12 protein-coding genes are annotated in these 14,766 nt (G+C 66.7%); 5 read left to right on the top strand and 7 right to left on the bottom strand.

Annotated features, from left to right (window positions below; translation table 11 throughout):
* Nucleotide 1: 1 nt before the first annotated feature.
* Nucleotides 2-424, top strand: a complete 423-nt coding sequence (locus tag ACWZHB_RS32945) for a hypothetical protein (protein WP_427905593.1) — start codon at nucleotides 2-4, stop codon at nucleotides 422-424.
* On the opposite strand, the gene ACWZHB_RS32940 is transcribed toward ACWZHB_RS32945, so the two are convergent.
* From ACWZHB_RS32940 to ACWZHB_RS32915, 6 genes are all read right to left on the bottom strand, one after another.
* Nucleotides 421-771 carry a hypothetical protein gene (locus ACWZHB_RS32940; RefSeq protein WP_427905592.1) on the bottom strand — a complete coding sequence of 117 codons (351 nt, stop codon included), beginning with the start codon at nucleotides 769-771 and terminating at the stop codon, nucleotides 421-423. The two genes, ACWZHB_RS32945 and ACWZHB_RS32940, sit on opposite strands and share 4 nt — an antisense overlap.
* A 133-nt stretch (nucleotides 772-904) precedes the next feature.
* On the bottom strand, nucleotides 905-2,242 hold the full coding sequence (gene glmM / locus ACWZHB_RS32935; RefSeq protein WP_427905591.1) for a phosphoglucosamine mutase: 1,338 nt from the start codon (nucleotides 2,240-2,242) through the stop codon (nucleotides 905-907).
* 165 nt (nucleotides 2,243-2,407) lie between these two features.
* Complete coding sequence (gene rpsI / locus ACWZHB_RS32930; RefSeq protein WP_378632416.1) at nucleotides 2,408-2,932, bottom strand: 30S ribosomal protein S9; 525 nt, start codon at nucleotides 2,930-2,932, stop codon at nucleotides 2,408-2,410.
* Nucleotides 2,929-3,372 carry a 50S ribosomal protein L13 gene (rplM, locus tag ACWZHB_RS32925; RefSeq protein WP_101468214.1) on the bottom strand — a complete coding sequence of 148 codons (444 nt, stop codon included), beginning with the start codon at nucleotides 3,370-3,372 and terminating at the stop codon, nucleotides 2,929-2,931. Before rplM ends, rpsI begins: the two co-directional genes overlap by 4 nt.
* 202 nt (nucleotides 3,373-3,574) lie before the next feature.
* Nucleotides 3,575-4,930: a hypothetical protein gene (locus ACWZHB_RS32920; protein WP_427905590.1), complete on the bottom strand. Its 1,356-nt coding sequence runs from the start codon at nucleotides 4,928-4,930 to the stop codon at nucleotides 3,575-3,577.
* A 70-nt stretch (nucleotides 4,931-5,000) separates the two neighbouring features.
* Complete coding sequence (locus tag ACWZHB_RS32915; protein ID WP_427909374.1) at nucleotides 5,001-7,529, bottom strand: ATP-binding cassette domain-containing protein; 2,529 nt, start codon at nucleotides 7,527-7,529, stop codon at nucleotides 5,001-5,003.
* Between the two features lie 108 nt (nucleotides 7,530-7,637).
* Between ACWZHB_RS32915 and ACWZHB_RS32910 the strand changes: the two genes are divergently transcribed.
* The gene (locus ACWZHB_RS32910; RefSeq protein ID WP_427905589.1) at nucleotides 7,638-9,077 is read left to right on the top strand and encodes a neutral zinc metallopeptidase; all 1,440 of its coding nucleotides are present in this window, start codon (nucleotides 7,638-7,640) and stop codon (nucleotides 9,075-9,077) included.
* Nucleotides 9,078-9,434: 357 nt separating this feature from the next.
* Here the strand turns inward: ACWZHB_RS32910 and ACWZHB_RS32905 are convergent, their stop codons facing one another.
* A complete protein-coding gene (locus ACWZHB_RS32905) occupies nucleotides 9,435-10,757 on the bottom strand; it encodes an FHA domain-containing protein (RefSeq protein WP_427905588.1) in 1,323 nt (440 codons plus the stop codon).
* 143 nt (nucleotides 10,758-10,900) lie between these two features.
* Here ACWZHB_RS32905 and ACWZHB_RS32900 point away from each other — a divergent pair, with 143 nt between their 5' ends.
* The 3 genes from ACWZHB_RS32900 (at nucleotide 10,901) to ACWZHB_RS32890 (ending at nucleotide 14,585) form a co-directional block, all read left to right on the top strand.
* Nucleotides 10,901-12,100 carry a DUF7373 family lipoprotein gene (locus ACWZHB_RS32900; RefSeq protein WP_427905587.1) on the top strand — a complete coding sequence of 400 codons (1,200 nt, stop codon included), beginning with the start codon at nucleotides 10,901-10,903 and terminating at the stop codon, nucleotides 12,098-12,100.
* A gap of 71 nt (nucleotides 12,101-12,171) precedes the next feature.
* The gene (locus ACWZHB_RS32895; RefSeq protein WP_427905586.1) at nucleotides 12,172-13,362 is read left to right on the top strand and encodes a DUF7373 family lipoprotein; all 1,191 of its coding nucleotides are present in this window, start codon (nucleotides 12,172-12,174) and stop codon (nucleotides 13,360-13,362) included.
* Nucleotides 13,359-14,585 (top strand): DUF7373 family lipoprotein, encoded by a 1,227-nt coding sequence (locus ACWZHB_RS32890; RefSeq protein ID WP_427905585.1) that lies wholly within the window; start codon nucleotides 13,359-13,361, stop codon nucleotides 14,583-14,585. Before ACWZHB_RS32895 ends, ACWZHB_RS32890 begins: the two co-directional genes overlap by 4 nt.
* The last annotated feature ends 181 nt before the right edge of the window (nucleotides 14,586-14,766 follow it).

The raw sequence follows: 14,766 nt of genomic DNA, 5'->3' as shown, positions 1-14,766 counted from the left end.
CATGGACGTATTAGGAATTGATACCCGAATCACCCTGCTCATCACAGGTTTCATCTTTCTGAGCGCGTTATTGCTCGGGGTCTGGAAATACCACGGCATCCGGGTCGCCGGTGCGGCACACGTCTATGTCGACATCGCCCATCGCGCCGCGCTGATGTATTCCTTCGCGGGCATCCTGCTCGCGGTGTTCACCGAGCTCAGCGCCTGGCCGACGATCGTCAACCTGACCGCCGACCTGGTCGTGCTCGCGTTCTTCGCCGGTGCGATCGCCAGCTACGCCCTGCACGGGCTGCGCCGCGACACCACCAATCAGTTCGACGGGCAGATCCCCGCCGAATTGCGGCTGTCGATGTACGGGCTGATCGCGGGCGAGATCGGCGGCTTCGGAGTGCTGTTCAGCGGGTTCGTCGTCGGGCAGTTCTAGAACGACTGCACCACAACAGGTTCGGACGCACCGAACAGTTCGATGTCGGAACCGAGCTTCGCCCCGATCAATCCGGCACCGAAGGTGACACCGAGCACGGCGACCACCGCGATGAACGAACGTGAGCGTGGTACCCGCGGCATCGAGAACGGGCGCGGCGCCTCGGCGACCGGTTCGTACTGGCCGTAGCCTTCGTCGCGAATCGGCACGGTGTGCGAATACCCTTGCGGCACTTCGCGGCACCCCGGTCGCCCACAGGCCCCACCACAGCGGTGCGGCTGGTCGGCTTCGCCGTACTCGTACGGGTACTGATCCTGATAGTTGCGGGCAGGCAGCGGCGGAACCATGATCGGCCCCCTTCGAATCGTACTGCGCGCCAAAACAACCGCCTGCGCCGAGCAGCACACACGCGCCAGTGGCACACAGGTCCTTACGGCGTATCCCGATACTAGTTGTACCGAACCCGAACCCGCCAGCTGACTAGACCGCCGCGACCCGCTTCGCCAGATCGTCGGCCAGCTGACGCGCCTGCGCCGGATCGGTGGCCTCCACCATCACCCGCACCAACTGCTCGGTCCCACTGGGCCGCAACAGCACCCGCCCGGTCTCCCCCAGGATCCGCTCGGCCTCGGCGACAGCGTCGAGCACCTCGGGAGCGGCGGCGACAGCGCTCTTGTCCGACACCGCGACATTGATCAGCACCTGCGGCACGGTGGTCATCACCGCCGCGAGCGAGGCCAGCGAGAACTTGGTCTGCGCCATCCGCGCCATCAGCCGCAGACCGGTGAGCACACCGTCGCCGGTGGTACCGAACCGCGGGAACACCACATGCCCGGACTGTTCACCGCCAAGGCTGAACCCGCCGCGACGCAGTTCCTCGAGCACATACCGGTCGCCGACAGCGGCGGTGATCACGGTGATCTCGGCGGCGCGCATCGCGATGTGCAGGCCGAGGTTGCTCATCACCGTGGCGACGAGCGTGTTGTCGACCAACTCGCCCGCGTCACGCATCGCCAGCGCGAGCACGGCCATGATCGCGTCACCATCGACAACAGCGCCCGACGCGTCAACCGCGAGGCAGCGGTCGGCATCACCGTCGAGGGCGATGCCCAGATCGGCGCCGTGTTCGAGGACCGCGCGCCGCACAGCGTCCAGATGTGTCGACCCGCAACCATCATTGATGTTGAGCCCGTTGGGTTCGGCGTTGATCGCGATCACCGTCGCGCCCGCCTCCCGGTACACCTGCGGCGCCACCTCGGCGGCCGCACCGTGCGCGCAGTCGACGACGACGGTCAGCGAGGACAGGTCCTGGCTGGTGGATTCGAGCAGATGTTCGACATAGCGTTCGTGGGTGCCCTCGACGGTGTAGTCGCCACGCACGCGGCCGATGCCCGCGCCGGTCGGGCGCACGGTGACGCCTTCGGCGATCAGGGCTTCGATTCGCGCCTCGATGGCGTCGTCGAGCTTGTGCCCGCCCGCCGCGAAGATCTTGATGCCGTTGTCGGGCATGGGGTTGTGCGAGGCGGAGATCATCACGCCGAAGCACGCGTCGTACAGACCGGTCAGATAGGCCACGGCCGGGGTGGGCAGCACGCCCACCGAGAGAACGTCGACGCCGACGGAGGTCAGGCCCGCGGTCACCGCGGCCTCCAGCATCTCGCCGCTGGCGCGCGGATCGCGACCGAGCACCGCGACCGGGCGCTTCTTACCGCGCGAGAGCACCTGCGCTGCCGCGGCGGCGACGCGCATCGCCAGTTCCGGGCTCAGCGACTCGTTGGCGAGTCCGCGAACACCGTCTGTGCCGAATAGCCGTCCCATAAAAACCCTCTACCGGTAGTAGGTCCCCGAATACAGCACGAGAGCAGGCAACCAGCGGTGCTGGAAGCCTGCTCTCGCACAGATGCTCCGCCGACCAGGCTCATCCCCACTCGCGCGGGGAGCATACCTAGCGTATGCGAAAGCCAATAGTCGGCAGTGCGTAAATCAGCGCTTCGAGTACTGAGGCGCCTTACGGGCCTTCTTCAGGCCGTACTTCTTACGCTCGGTGGCACGCGGGTCACGCGTCAGGAAGCCGGCACGCTTGAGGGCGGGACGGTCGTCCGGGGTGACCACGATCAGCGCGCGGGCGATAGCCAGACGCAGGGCGCCTGCCTGACCCGACGGGCCGCCACCGACCAGGCGAGCGTAGATGTCGAAGTTCTCGACACGCTCGACCAGCACCAGCGGGGACTTCACGAGCTGCTGGTGCACCTTGTTCGGGAAGTAATCCTCGATGGTGCGGCCGTTGAGCTCGAAGTTGCCCGAACCGGGCACCATGCGAACGCGAACGACGGCTTCCTTACGGCGGCCGACGGTCTGCACCGGGCGGTCGAGGCCGAGCGGCTCGAAGGCCAGCTCTTCTTCGACGTATTCGCCTTCGGCGTAGCCTTCGCCGTCTTCGACGATCTCGACGACGACCTCATCGGTGGCGTCGAACTCTTCGGCTGCGAACTCTTCAGGAGCGGTCACTGGGCCACCTGCTTGATCTCGAACGGAACCGGCTGCTGCGCGGCGTGGGGGTGGTTCGGGCCTGCGTAGACCTTCAGCTTGCCCGCGATCGCGTTGCCCAGCTTGTTCTTCGGGATCATGCCCTTGACGGCCTTCTCCACGAGACGATCGGGACGGGTCGCCAACACCTCGCCGACAGTGCGCGACTTGAGGCCGCCCGGGTGTCCGCTGTGGTGGTGGATGAGCTTGTCGTTCTTCTTGTTGCCGGAGATGGCAACCTTCTCCGCGTTGATGATGATGACGAAGTCGCCACCATCGACGTGGGGTGCGTAGGTCGGCTTGCCCTTGCCGCGCAGCAGGCCAGCGGCCTGCACGGCGAGACGGCCGAGGACTACGTCAGTGGCGTCGATGACGTACCACTTGCGGGTGACGTCACCCGCCTTGGGGCTGTACGTAGGCACAGTCGTTCCCTGTCTGTCGTCGGTGTTGCCGGCCCTGACGTGTGGATCGAGACTGTCCTGGCGGCCGGTGGAGACCCAGGACATCGAGGAGACGCCGATCCGCGAACGGTTCGACGTTCCACACGCCAACGGGCAACGATACCAGCCACGCATCACCGACCCACAATCGGGCGATGGGCGACCACCGCCTCGACGGCTGGAGCTAGATCACTACCGGCGGACCGGGGTCGGTCGCGCGCGCGGGACCGGGAATCAGGTAGCGCAGGGTGTCGATGCCGGGAGTGACGCAGGCCGGATCGTCGACGAGCGTCCCGCGCGCTGTCTCGATGCCCTCGCGCGGGACCGTGTTCGCGTACGGGGTGAACGCGCAGCTCACCGGTTCGGCGGCCGAGGCTACGGCGGGATCCGGCGCGAAGGCGACCACGGCCAGCGCGCCGACCACCGCCGGTGCGCCGAAGAAACCCTTCTTCACCTTGCCGAGCAGTTTGCCGCGTCGGTCGTCGTCGTCATCGTCGTGTTCGAGGGCGTGCCGCGGTGCGCGAGCGGGTGGACCGGAAGGCTGCGGCGGTTGCGTGGCGGGCGGACCGGCGACGAATCCGGCGGGCCCCGGCGGTTGAGCCGCGGGCGGTGCTGTGGGTTGCGCACCCCAGCCGACCTGCGCGGCGACCGCCTGACCAGGATGTCCGGACGCCGGATAGTCGTCCTCCTCGTCGTCGAGGTCCGGCTCGGTGACCAGCAGATGCGCGGCACCGAGGACCAGCGCGTGCATCGGATGGTCGGCCACGTGCAGACGCTGACCGAGGTGGTTCTGGAAGGCGAAGCGCAGCGCGTCGTTGAAGCAGACATTGCCCGCGAGCAGCACCGTCGAGGTGTCGGCGCCGATCGAGCGGGCCGCGGCCATCGCCTCGATCACCACGTTGTCGGCGGTGCGGGCGTCGCGCAGGGCGTCGGGGCCGACCGCGACCTCCGTCGATTCGGTCGGCTGTTCGTCGTCGCCGTGCACCGCGACGACCAGCAGCGAGCGACCGTCGGAGTAGATCCCGGTGGCGCCGATCCCGTTGCGATGCCGCTCGCTCGGCGGGGAGACCAGGCCGAGCGCGCGCACATAACCCGAGAGCGCGACGCTTTCCGGTAGCGGCTCCACGACCACGTCGAGCTGCTCGACGAGCGCCGCGTAGACCTCGACCTTGTCCTCGGGCCAGCTGTCCGGATACGGCAGCGCCACCAGTTGCGGCTTGCCCTGGAGGTACTTGCCGATAGACGCGAGGGGGTTGTACAGCCGGGCCCGGAAAACGAGCTCGGCGGGCCAGGTGGCGCCGGCGATCACGATCTGCGGATGGCCGAGGATGTCGCGTACATCGGCGATCGCCATCCCCAGATCCGGTCGTTGCCGGTCGACGCCGGCGGTGTGCAACCTGCCCGCGGCATCGGCGAGCAGGTAGGCGGGCGGGGTGTAGGTGCCCTCGACCTGTACCGGGCGGACCGGCGTCGTGCCGCCACCAGCGGCCACGGACACCACGTCCCACCCCAGATGTAGGGCCCCAACTCGAACGGTCACAGGCTCAAGTGTGCCCGGTCGGCGACAGACACGCGCAGCTTGCCCGCCGAAATGGGTTTGACCTGGCCGATCATGCCTGTGACTTCTTCAGTCGTAGCCGGCTCCAGGTGATCACGGCGAGGATCGAGGTGATCACGATGAGCATCACGATGTCGAGCAGCCAGATCCACGTGGTGTGGTCCCAGAGCACGTCCTCCTGTGAGCCGAAGACCAGCGTCTTCAAATCGACCGTCGACGCACCCGCCGCATAACCCCAGCGTGAGGGGAACAGATACGAGATCGGCTCGAGGCCGACCCGGTCGGTCACCGGAATCAGGCCACCCGCCATCACCAGCTGCACCATGATCATCAGCACGAGCATCGGCATGACCTGCTCGTTGGACTTGGCCAGGCTCGACATCAGCAGGCCGAACACCACACAGCACACCGCGGTCATCGCGATATCGAAATACAGCTCGAGGCTGCCGTTCGGAATCAGCGAACCTTCGCCGGGCGCCTTCTTACCGAGGAAGGTGATACCGACCAGAACCGCCGACTGCAGGAACGCGGTCACGCTGAACACGACGATCTTGGCCATCAGATACGCCGATGGCAGCAGGCCGACCGCGCGCTCGCGCAGGAAGATCGACCGTTCGCCCACCAGGTCACGCACGCTGAGCGTGGCGCCCATGAAGCACGCGCCGAGGATGAGCACCACCAGCAACTGCTGGGCCTCGCCGCCGCTTTCCCGCCCGAACGAGCCGTCGGGCAGCTGCACCAGCGCGCCCTCGGTGAACCCGTCACTACCCGGCACCACCAGCGACAACGCGCCGAGAATGAACGGCAGCACCACCAGGAAGATCAGATAGCCACGATCGGAGAAGATCAACCGCAACTGCCTGCGAGACAACGTGCTGAACTGCCGCATCGCACTCGACTGCGGCGGCGCGCCCACGTTGCCGCGATTCGGTTGCGCGGGCGGCGGTGGCGGCACATAGGCCTGCCTCGACCGATACTTCGCGAACGCCTGGTCGGGATTGGCCGCGACCTCGGCGAAGATCTCCGCCCAGTCACTCGTCCCCATCGCCGCACCGACCCCACCCGGATGGCCGGCGAACGCCGTCTTACCGCCGGGAGCCAGCAGCACCACCTGGTCACACATATCGAGGCAGGCCACCGAGTGCGTCACCACGATCACCACGCGCCCGGCATCGGCCAGCTCGCGCAGCATCTGCATGACCTGGCGATCCAGCGCCGGATCCAGACCCGAGGTCGGCTCGTCGAGGATCAGCAGCGACGGACCGGTGAGCAGCTCCATCGCCACCGACGCGCGCTTACGCTGACCACCGGAGAGCCGGTCGACCCGGGTGTCGGCGTGCTGGGTGAGCGAAAGCTCTTGCAGCACACCGTCGATCACCTGCTGCCGGTCGGCCTTCGTGGTATCCGGCGGCAGCCGCAGCTCCGCGGCGAAGCCCAGCGCCTGGCGAACCGTGAGCTGACGGTGCAGCACGTCGTCCTGCGGCACCATGCCGATACGCGAACGCAGTGCCTCGTACTCGGCGTGCAGGTTGCGGCCCTCGAAGGTCACCACACCACCGGAGGGCTGGGTATTGCCCGCGATCAGCTTCGACAGCGTCGACTTGCCCGCGCCCGACGGTCCGATCAGCGCGGTCAGCGTCCCGCGCCCGGCCGTCATGTTCACATCGACGAGCAGTTGCTTGTTGTTCTCGACCGTGAACCCGACCCCGTGCACCGACAGGCCCTGCTCGGCGACCGGCTTCTGCCGATGCGCCAGTGCGCCCTGGGTGACGACGAAGTCGATGTTGCCGATGGTGACGATGTCGCGCTCGCGCAGCACCGAGCGCTGCTGGCGGTGACCGTTGACGAAGGTGCCGTTGGCCGAGCCGAGGTCCTCGATCACCAGGCCCTCGGGCGAGGCGAGGAGCTTCGCGTGCGCGCGCGAGGCGAGCGGATCGTTCACCACGATCTGGTTGTCCGAGGTGCGGCCGATGCTCAGGCCACCGGGCGGAATGCGGTCACCGCGCGCGACCGGTTCGGTCGAGGCGGCCTTGCGGACCGGCGGCAGCATCGACGAGTCGGCGCGGCGGGTCATGTTGATGTTGTCCTGCGGCTGCGAGGGCAGCTGCGAGGTGGGCACGTATTGCGGTTGCGGTGGACGTGACGGTGGCTGGAAGCCCGGGTGCTGCTGCTGCGGACGCGGCTGCTGGTGATGCGGTTGTTGCTGGTGCGGCTGGTGCTGTGGTTGGGAAGGCGGTGCGACCATGGTCGCCGCGTGGCGCGCCCCAGGCGCCGCGGGGACCAGGTGCAGCAGCGGCCCGGTGATCGCGTCACCCAGGCGCACCTGGGTTGGCCGGTCGATCGACACGGGCTGGTTCAGCCTGCGCGCGTCGACGAACACACCGTTCGTGCTCCCGTTGTCGGCGAGCACCCACGCGCCGTTGCTGAATCGCAAGGTGGCGTGCACACGCGAGACCAGCGGACTGTCCACGAACAGGGTGACCTCGGGCGCGCGGCCCATGGTGATCTGCTGGCTCGCTTCGAAGACTCGTTCGGTTCCATCATGGCGCACGGTGATGGTCTGCGCCCCCGGTGAAGACATGGAGCGGATACTATGCCATCGCCCGGACATCGGCGGTGCCCCCGAGACGGCTTCGATACCTGATCCGGCGATCGACCTGCACGTGTATCCGGCCGACCAGGGGGACCGATGCCGAAAGCTCAAGTGTTCATTGCGATCTCTGTGGCGCTATGCGCGCTGCTCGGAGTGGGTTGCACGCGGGCGATCGATGGTCACGGGGTCTCCATCTACGACGATCCGTTCCAGGTGGCCGGGTTACCGACCACCGGCGGACCCAACGGGCCGCGTCCCGGCGTCCCGGATTCGCCGCTCACCGCGTCCAATGGCGACGGTGGCGAGGTGGACACCTTGGCGCTCAACGCGATCGACGACATCCAGTCCTACTGGCAGTCCGGCTTCGGCACCGAATTCCCGGGCGAGACCTTCGATCCGGTCGAGAAACTGATCTCCTGGAACGCTCGCGCGGCCCGCAGCGAAGCGGTCGAATTCTGCTCCGAAACCACCTACCACCTCGTGAATGCCGCCTACTGCCGCAGCGACAACTCGATCGGCTGGGACCGCGAGATGCTGCTGCCGACCATGAGCGAGACCTTCGGGACGATGTCGGTGGTGATGGTGCTCGCCCACGAATACGGTCACGCCATCCAGACCATGGCCAAGATGGTCACCAAGAAGACGCCGGTCCTGGTGAAAGAACAGCAGGCCGACTGCTTCGCGGGCGCGTTCATGCGTCATGTCGCCGAGGGCAACTCCGAGCACTTCACGATCAACACCTCCGACGGCCTGAATTCCGTTCTCGCCGCTACTGTTTCGATTCGCGACTCCGATCCCGACGATCCGGAGAGCGTGCACGGTTCGGCCTTCGAACGGGTCACCGCGGTGCAGATCGGGTTCACCGACGGACCGCGCGGCTGCAAGGGCATCGACTCCGACGAGATCGACTCACGCCGCGGCAATCTCCCGCAGAGCTACGGCGGAGAATCCGGCGAACAAGAGGTTTCGAAATCCAACTTGGTCGAACTGGGCAAGGCTCTCGCATCGATCATGCCGACCAACCCTCATCCAGAGTTCAGCTACAGCGGTGCCGTCATCGCCTGCGAAAACGGCGTCCCCACCGAACCCGTTTCATATTGCCCCTCGAGCAACAAGATCGCGATCGACATTCCAGGGCTGGCAGAACGCGGCTCGGTCTCGACCGATGACGACGGCCCGTTGCCGGTAAAGGTCAGCGGCGATTACAACGCGTACATCGCGGTTATATCGAGATATACGCTGGCCGTGCAGAAAAGCCAGGGTCAACCGCTGATCGGAGCGAAAACCGGACTCAGGGCCGCATGCCTGTCCGGTGCTGTCAGCCGCGAACTCGCGCGGCCGGATCGCCCCGTTTCCGAGGGGGACATCATGTTGGCCGCAGGCGACCTCGACGAGGCGGTATCCGGCCTGCTCACCGACGGGTTGGCCGCTAGCGATACCGAAGCGAAAACGGTCCCGAGCGGATTCGCCCGCGTTGACGCGTTTCGCGCAGGCGTGCTGGGCGGCCCCGCACCGTGCTCAGCAAGGTACGAGTAAGCAACAGCAGAGCGAACAAATACTGGTTGACCTGGCTGTCTTGCCGACCATACCCTGGATCGAAATGGACACTTGGGGGGAAAATGTCGAGAACTAGAACCTTGTTGATCACCGGGCTGGCCGGAATAGCGTTGAGCGCTACGTTGACAACGCCCGCGCAAGCCGTCGCGCTGACATTCGACACACTCGAGAACTGCGCAAGATACCGCGATGCACATCGAGATGCGTATCCGAATGGGTACTGCACGCATCACTCGAGGCCGGGCGATGCGTACTACCCGCGATGGCAGTTCGTTCCGAAGTGATCCACCTCGCCGACTGAGGACCGTACCCGGCGTGCAGGTGGTCGAGTAGGGGTCAGCCGAACGGTGGTGGTGCGGCTGGTTCGTAGCGCAACACTCGGTTGCCGATCATGACCTCGGTGCCGGGGACGAGCACCATGGGCTGGTTCGGTGTGAGCCGGACCCAGTCGCGGTAGCCGGGGTGCCTGCTGCGGGTGCCGTTGGTGGAACCGCGGTCGATGAGCTGCACGTCCCAATTCACCAGGTGCACTTCGGCATGCGCGCGCGACATGCCGCCGGAGGTGTCGTCGATGCGCAGCGGGATGAGGCCGCGCTGGGCCGCGTCGGAGTTCTCCGGGTCGCGTCCGATCACCGCGTCGGCGGCCATCAGGTAGGTCATGCCGTCGTCGAGCACGAGCATGCCGAGCGGCGGGCGGACCACCTCGGCGAGCGCCTGGGTCTGGTCGACCGGCATGCCGCACACCGTGCAGAACGCCGAGCGCGGATCGCTGGGATGCGCACGCGCGCACTTGAATCCCATCACCTTCACCGCGAGCACCGTCGACTTGGCGGTGGCCTCGAGCCTGCGCTGCAGGTTGGGATCGGGTTCGGGCGCGGGATTGGTTCCGGCGTGCTGGGTTTCGGCGGTGTGCGGGTCGGCGACGGGGGTGTCGACCGTGCCATGCGAGGTGCCGGTGACGGCGTCCAGCATCGAGGTCGCGGGCTGCATCCCGGTCGAAGGCTGCTCGGCCGGGCGTGAATCCGGTTGCGGTGCTTGTGGTTCCCGATCTATGCGGGCGGTGGGCGGTGGGGGTCTTCTGGTTTGGCCTACCGGTTCGGCGGTCCGCACCCGGCTGCGCACATCGTTGGACCACATCACGGCCCCGCCCGCCTGCGCGATTCCTTCGACCAGCCAACCGATTCCGCGTTCCGGTGGCAGATCCGGGATGCGGCCCTTGGCGTCGTCGGCGAACAGCGCGACCGCCTTCGCGGGCTCGGAGGCCACCCGGTCGACGGTGAACGCCGCGTCACTACCGCGGTAGTACTCCGGCCCGCGCTCGTCGGCGAGCACCGCGGTCACCGAGCCGTGCAGGAAGATCGCCACGCCGCCGTTGTCGGCGGCCGAGAGCACCCCGAAATCGATCGGCACACCCGGTGAGATCTGCTCGGCGTACTTCATGAGCCAGCGGGTCGCCTCACGCGCCACCACCGAACCCGGCCCCGACGGCGCCTGCTCGTGCGCGTCACGCACCAACTCCGCCAACGACTCCAGCGCGATCGCCGCGGTATCGCCGGGCGTGAGCTTGCCCTGCCCGCGATGCGCGACCACGATCACCGCGCCCGCGACCCGCGCCACCGCGTGACTTCCGAGCACCACTTCGACCTGCCGATCCCTCACAGGTATCGGCCTCCACCGGAACTGCACAGCAGGGGGGTCGCCATGTCATCCAGAGTATGGCAAGCACCCCGCATCAGTCCCCCTGGGCGGGTTCAGTCCGGTAACTTCATAGGTGTTGTGGGAGGAACATCGAGGGGAACCTGATGATCGATTCGACCAGAATTCGCGTCGCGCTCGCCCTGGGTGGGGCCCTCGTCGCCCTCACCGGCTGCGCCGTCAGCGGCACACCCGTCGCCGGTGAGCCCGATGTGCGCGGTCTGGAGACCGGGACCTTCGCCACCGATCGGCACACCTACACCGACACCGCGGGCAACAAAGGCGCGCTGGTCGAGGGTGCGCGGATGTCGGCGGCCGTGGTGCCCGCGGTGCGGATCGATCCGTCGCTGTCACACGGCCGCGGCGGTGTCGTCATCCCCGATGTCGAACGTGCGCTGGATTTCGTCGCGAACGTGTCCAAACCTGTTCTGGAGAACCGCAAATTCCTCACCGGCTACGTCGCGCTCGGCGCCGACAAAGCCGATCCGGACGGTGAGACCCGCCCCGGCCCCGACGCGACCGCCCTGACCACGGCCCTGTTCCGCTTTCCCACCGCGGCCGCCGCCACCCTCGCCGCGCGCGAACTCGAGGACGTCGACCTGGCCGTCTCCCCCGACAACCGCAAACTCGCCTCCACCAAATATCCCGACGCCTACCTCCATTGGCGCCCAGGCGTTCCCACCATCGGCGCCTTCCTCGCCCACAAAGAGTTCGTGATCTCGCTGTTCATCCAGCGTCCGCGTGCCGACGCGGCCGACCTCACCTCCTGGATCGACAAGAACATCGCCGCCGAACTCGCCCAGCTGTCGAAGTTCGACCCCACCCCCACCGAGAAGCTCGCCGACCTACCCGTCGACCCCGCCGGGCTACTCGCCCGCGCCGTAGTCGACAACCGTTCCGCCATGCACCCCGGCCAGTACTCCTTCGCCTCCTACGCCCCCGAACACCTCATCAACAAGGCCGCCAACCTCACCACCCGCCAAAACCTCGTCGAGGCAACAGGAGTCGAGGCCTACGCAGTCGTCGACGGCGGCGCCGTCACCCGGGTACGTGACCAGTCCGCCGCCCAATCCCTCATGCGGGGCCTCATCGATTCCGCCGGTCACTACGACCCGATCACCGCCCCCGCCGACGTCCCCACCGCGACCTGTCTGAAACTCAACGACAACGGCAACTCCGAAGACGACTACGTCTACCGCTGCTACGTCGCCTACAAGCGCTATCTGGCGATGGTCAGCGCCGACGGCGAACCCGAGGTCCGCCAGAAGATCACCGCCCAGTACGCCCTGCTGGCCAACAGTTTGTAGGTTCGCTCGGCCCCACTCCTCGAATGCGGTGACGTAGGATTCCGCCGACAATCGTTTCGGGGAGGAATGAATTGCGAGCCACGAAAGTCGTCTGCGTCCTGGCGACCGCGCTGCTGACCACTGTTGCCGCGTGCGGTGGTCCCGACGAGATCGCCGCCACCGACGCCCCCGTCGACCTCGCCTCGCTCGACGTCGGCAACTATCCGACCGAACCCCGCCAGGTCGGCACGGTCGCGAACCTGGACCAGGGCCGATTCATCGAGGCCGAACGACTCGGCGACTTCGTTCCGACGCCTGCCGACATCGATCCCAGGTTCATCCACACCAATCCGTCGATCGCGTCGGTCTTCCTCGACGCCGAAGCCGCGCTCGGCAAGATCATGGCCGTCGACCGGTTCGCCGAGGCCGCCCCTGATTTCATCGGTGGATTCGTGAGCTCGGCCGAGACGAAGCCAAAGAACATGGGCCTCGACATGGTCAACGCGGTGATGATCTTCCCCGACGCGCAGAAGGCCGCGACCGCCGCCACCGAGCTGGAAAAACTCGATTTCGGCTACGCCCCGAACAATCAGCGCATCGAGATCCCCGGTTACCCGGCGGCGACCGCGCACTGGCAGCCCGACCAGCAGTCGATCGGATCCTGGTTCGCCACCGGCCATTTGGTGATCTACACCTGGCTCTACGACTACTTGAAGATCTGGCTGGAGAAGGTCGACAAGCAGGCGCTCCTCGACCTCACCCGCAAGAGCCTCGACACGATCGTCCCCGCGGTCGCGAAGTTCACCCCCACCCCGAGCACCGAGCTGATGAGCCTGCAACGCGATCGCGACGGCATGCTCGGCCGCACCGCACCCCGCCCCCGCGAGGATTCCTGGATCAACCCACCCGGTGTCTACGCGGGCCGCACCGCCCGACATTTCCTCTCCGACCCGGTGAGCACCGCGAAAATGATCGACGACTTCGGCATCGACCTCTACGCCAACGACGGCGCCGAGGTCTTCCGGGCCCGCGACATCGCGGCCGCCCAGGGCGTCCGTGACGAACTCGGCGGCATCACCCGCAAATTCACCGCCTCCGCCGCACCCAAGAACCTGCCGAGCGCCCGGTGCAAGGAATACATCGGCCGGGAGCAACGGATCGCGATCCGCTTCTATTGCGCGGTCTCCTACGACCGGTACGCCGCCTACGTCTGGTCGAACCAGCTCCTCGATGCCCAGCAGCGGGTCTCCGCCCAGTACGCATTGTTGGTGAACGCGAAATGAGAATCCGTTACGCCCTGATCGCCGCGCTGACCACGGTCCTCACCGCGTGCGGCTCCTCGCTGTCCGGCCAGGCGCTGCCCGGCGAGATCGATGTCCGAACACTCGACGTCGGCGCGTACCCCACCGAGCCCCTCAACGCCCACGACGACGATCCCGTCCCCGCCTTCTACTCGATGTACGACGTGGCGGCGATGCGGATCGCCGACTATGTGATCAACTCCCGCGACATCGACGCTCAGATGGTCTACGGCAAACGCGGGACCACCTTCTCCGCGGGCGTGATGCCCTCAGAGATGGGCGACGAGAACGCGATGTCGGTTGTCTCGAAGAAACACAAGATGCTGTACGGCTTCGAATCCAGCGGTGCCGCAAAGGATTCACGCGTCGAAACCTACGGAGACTGGCCGACGAAGAAGGCCGAGAACCGGCTCACCGCCACCACGGTGGTCATGCAGTTCCCCGACGCGGATCGCGCCGCTGCCGCGGCGAAAGAGTTCTACGACACCGACTTCGGCGCCACGCAAGGCCGCAACCAGCCGGTCGCCGTCCCCGGACACCCTGCGGCCCTGTCACATTGGCGGCCCGACTCGCCTTTCCTGCGAACCGTGCTCCCCCACGGCCCCTACGTGATCGCGTTCCTGCTCTCGGTGCCCACCCCCGATCAGCAAGCGCTCGCCACCCTCGCCGCGAGCGCCTACACCGAGCAGATCGAGGCCCTCGCCAAAACCACACCCCTGACCGACGAACAGGTTATGACCCTGCCCTTCGACCCCGACCACCTCCTGATGCGCACCCTCAACCCCGACCAGCTCGCCAACCCCGAGGGCGCGGGTTACTACCTGGTCACCGGCAAACACGGCATCCTGCACTACGCCGGCGACCAGCTCCCCACCGATCGCCACTACATCGACGAGCAGCTCACCAAGATGAGTGCTCAGCAGGTAGCCCTGTCCTGGGGCTCGATCGGCATCCGCACCCCCGACGAGCAAACGGCCCGCCGCGCGGTCAACGAAAAAATGTTCCCCTGGCAGGTAGAAGCCGAGGCCGCAGCCCCACCGAACCTCCCCGATTCGGCCTGCATAGAGAACAAGCGCCCCGGCGCCTCGAAACGCTTCAGCTGCATCGTCGCCTACAACGAATACGTCGGAATAGTAAGCGGTAACCAACTGCTGGATGCCCACCAACGTGCGGCAGCACAATATGCACTGTTCGCCAACAGCTGATCGCGGCCTACGGATGTTCCGATTGAGCTCTACCGCAGCCGAACTCACGCCCACGTACGACCACTCGCGGCACAGGCGGGCAAGTCAGCTCCATGCCAACCGCAGCTCAGGTGCATGGAGCGGTGAGCACCGAGCACACCGGTCGGTGCGAATGCTATCTTCTCCCCAGCAGTTGGGCCGC

Source organism: Nocardia sp. FBN12 (genome assembly GCF_054031145.1).
This window is presented reverse-complemented; position numbering and strand designations above follow the sequence as displayed.

Bases quoted from the DNA above. Each gene is read 5' to 3' on its own strand.
- ACWZHB_RS32945 (WP_427905593.1), top strand. From the start codon at position 2: ATGGACGTATTAGGAATTGATACCCGAATCACCCTGCTCATCACAGGT.
- ACWZHB_RS32940 (WP_427905592.1), bottom strand. From the start codon at position 771: ATGGTTCCGCCGCTGCCTGCCCGCAACTATCAGGATCAGTACCCGTAC.
- glmM (WP_427905591.1), bottom strand. From the start codon at position 2,242: ATGGGACGGCTATTCGGCACAGACGGTGTTCGCGGACTCGCCAACGAG.
- ACWZHB_RS32915 (WP_427909374.1), bottom strand. From the start codon at position 7,529: ATGTCTTCACCGGGGGCGCAGACCATCACCGTGCGCCATGATGGAACC.
- ACWZHB_RS32910 (WP_427905589.1), top strand. From the start codon at position 7,638: ATGCCGAAAGCTCAAGTGTTCATTGCGATCTCTGTGGCGCTATGCGCG.
- ACWZHB_RS32900 (WP_427905587.1), top strand. From the start codon at position 10,901: ATGATCGATTCGACCAGAATTCGCGTCGCGCTCGCCCTGGGTGGGGCC.
- ACWZHB_RS32890 (WP_427905585.1), top strand. From the start codon at position 13,359: ATGAGAATCCGTTACGCCCTGATCGCCGCGCTGACCACGGTCCTCACC.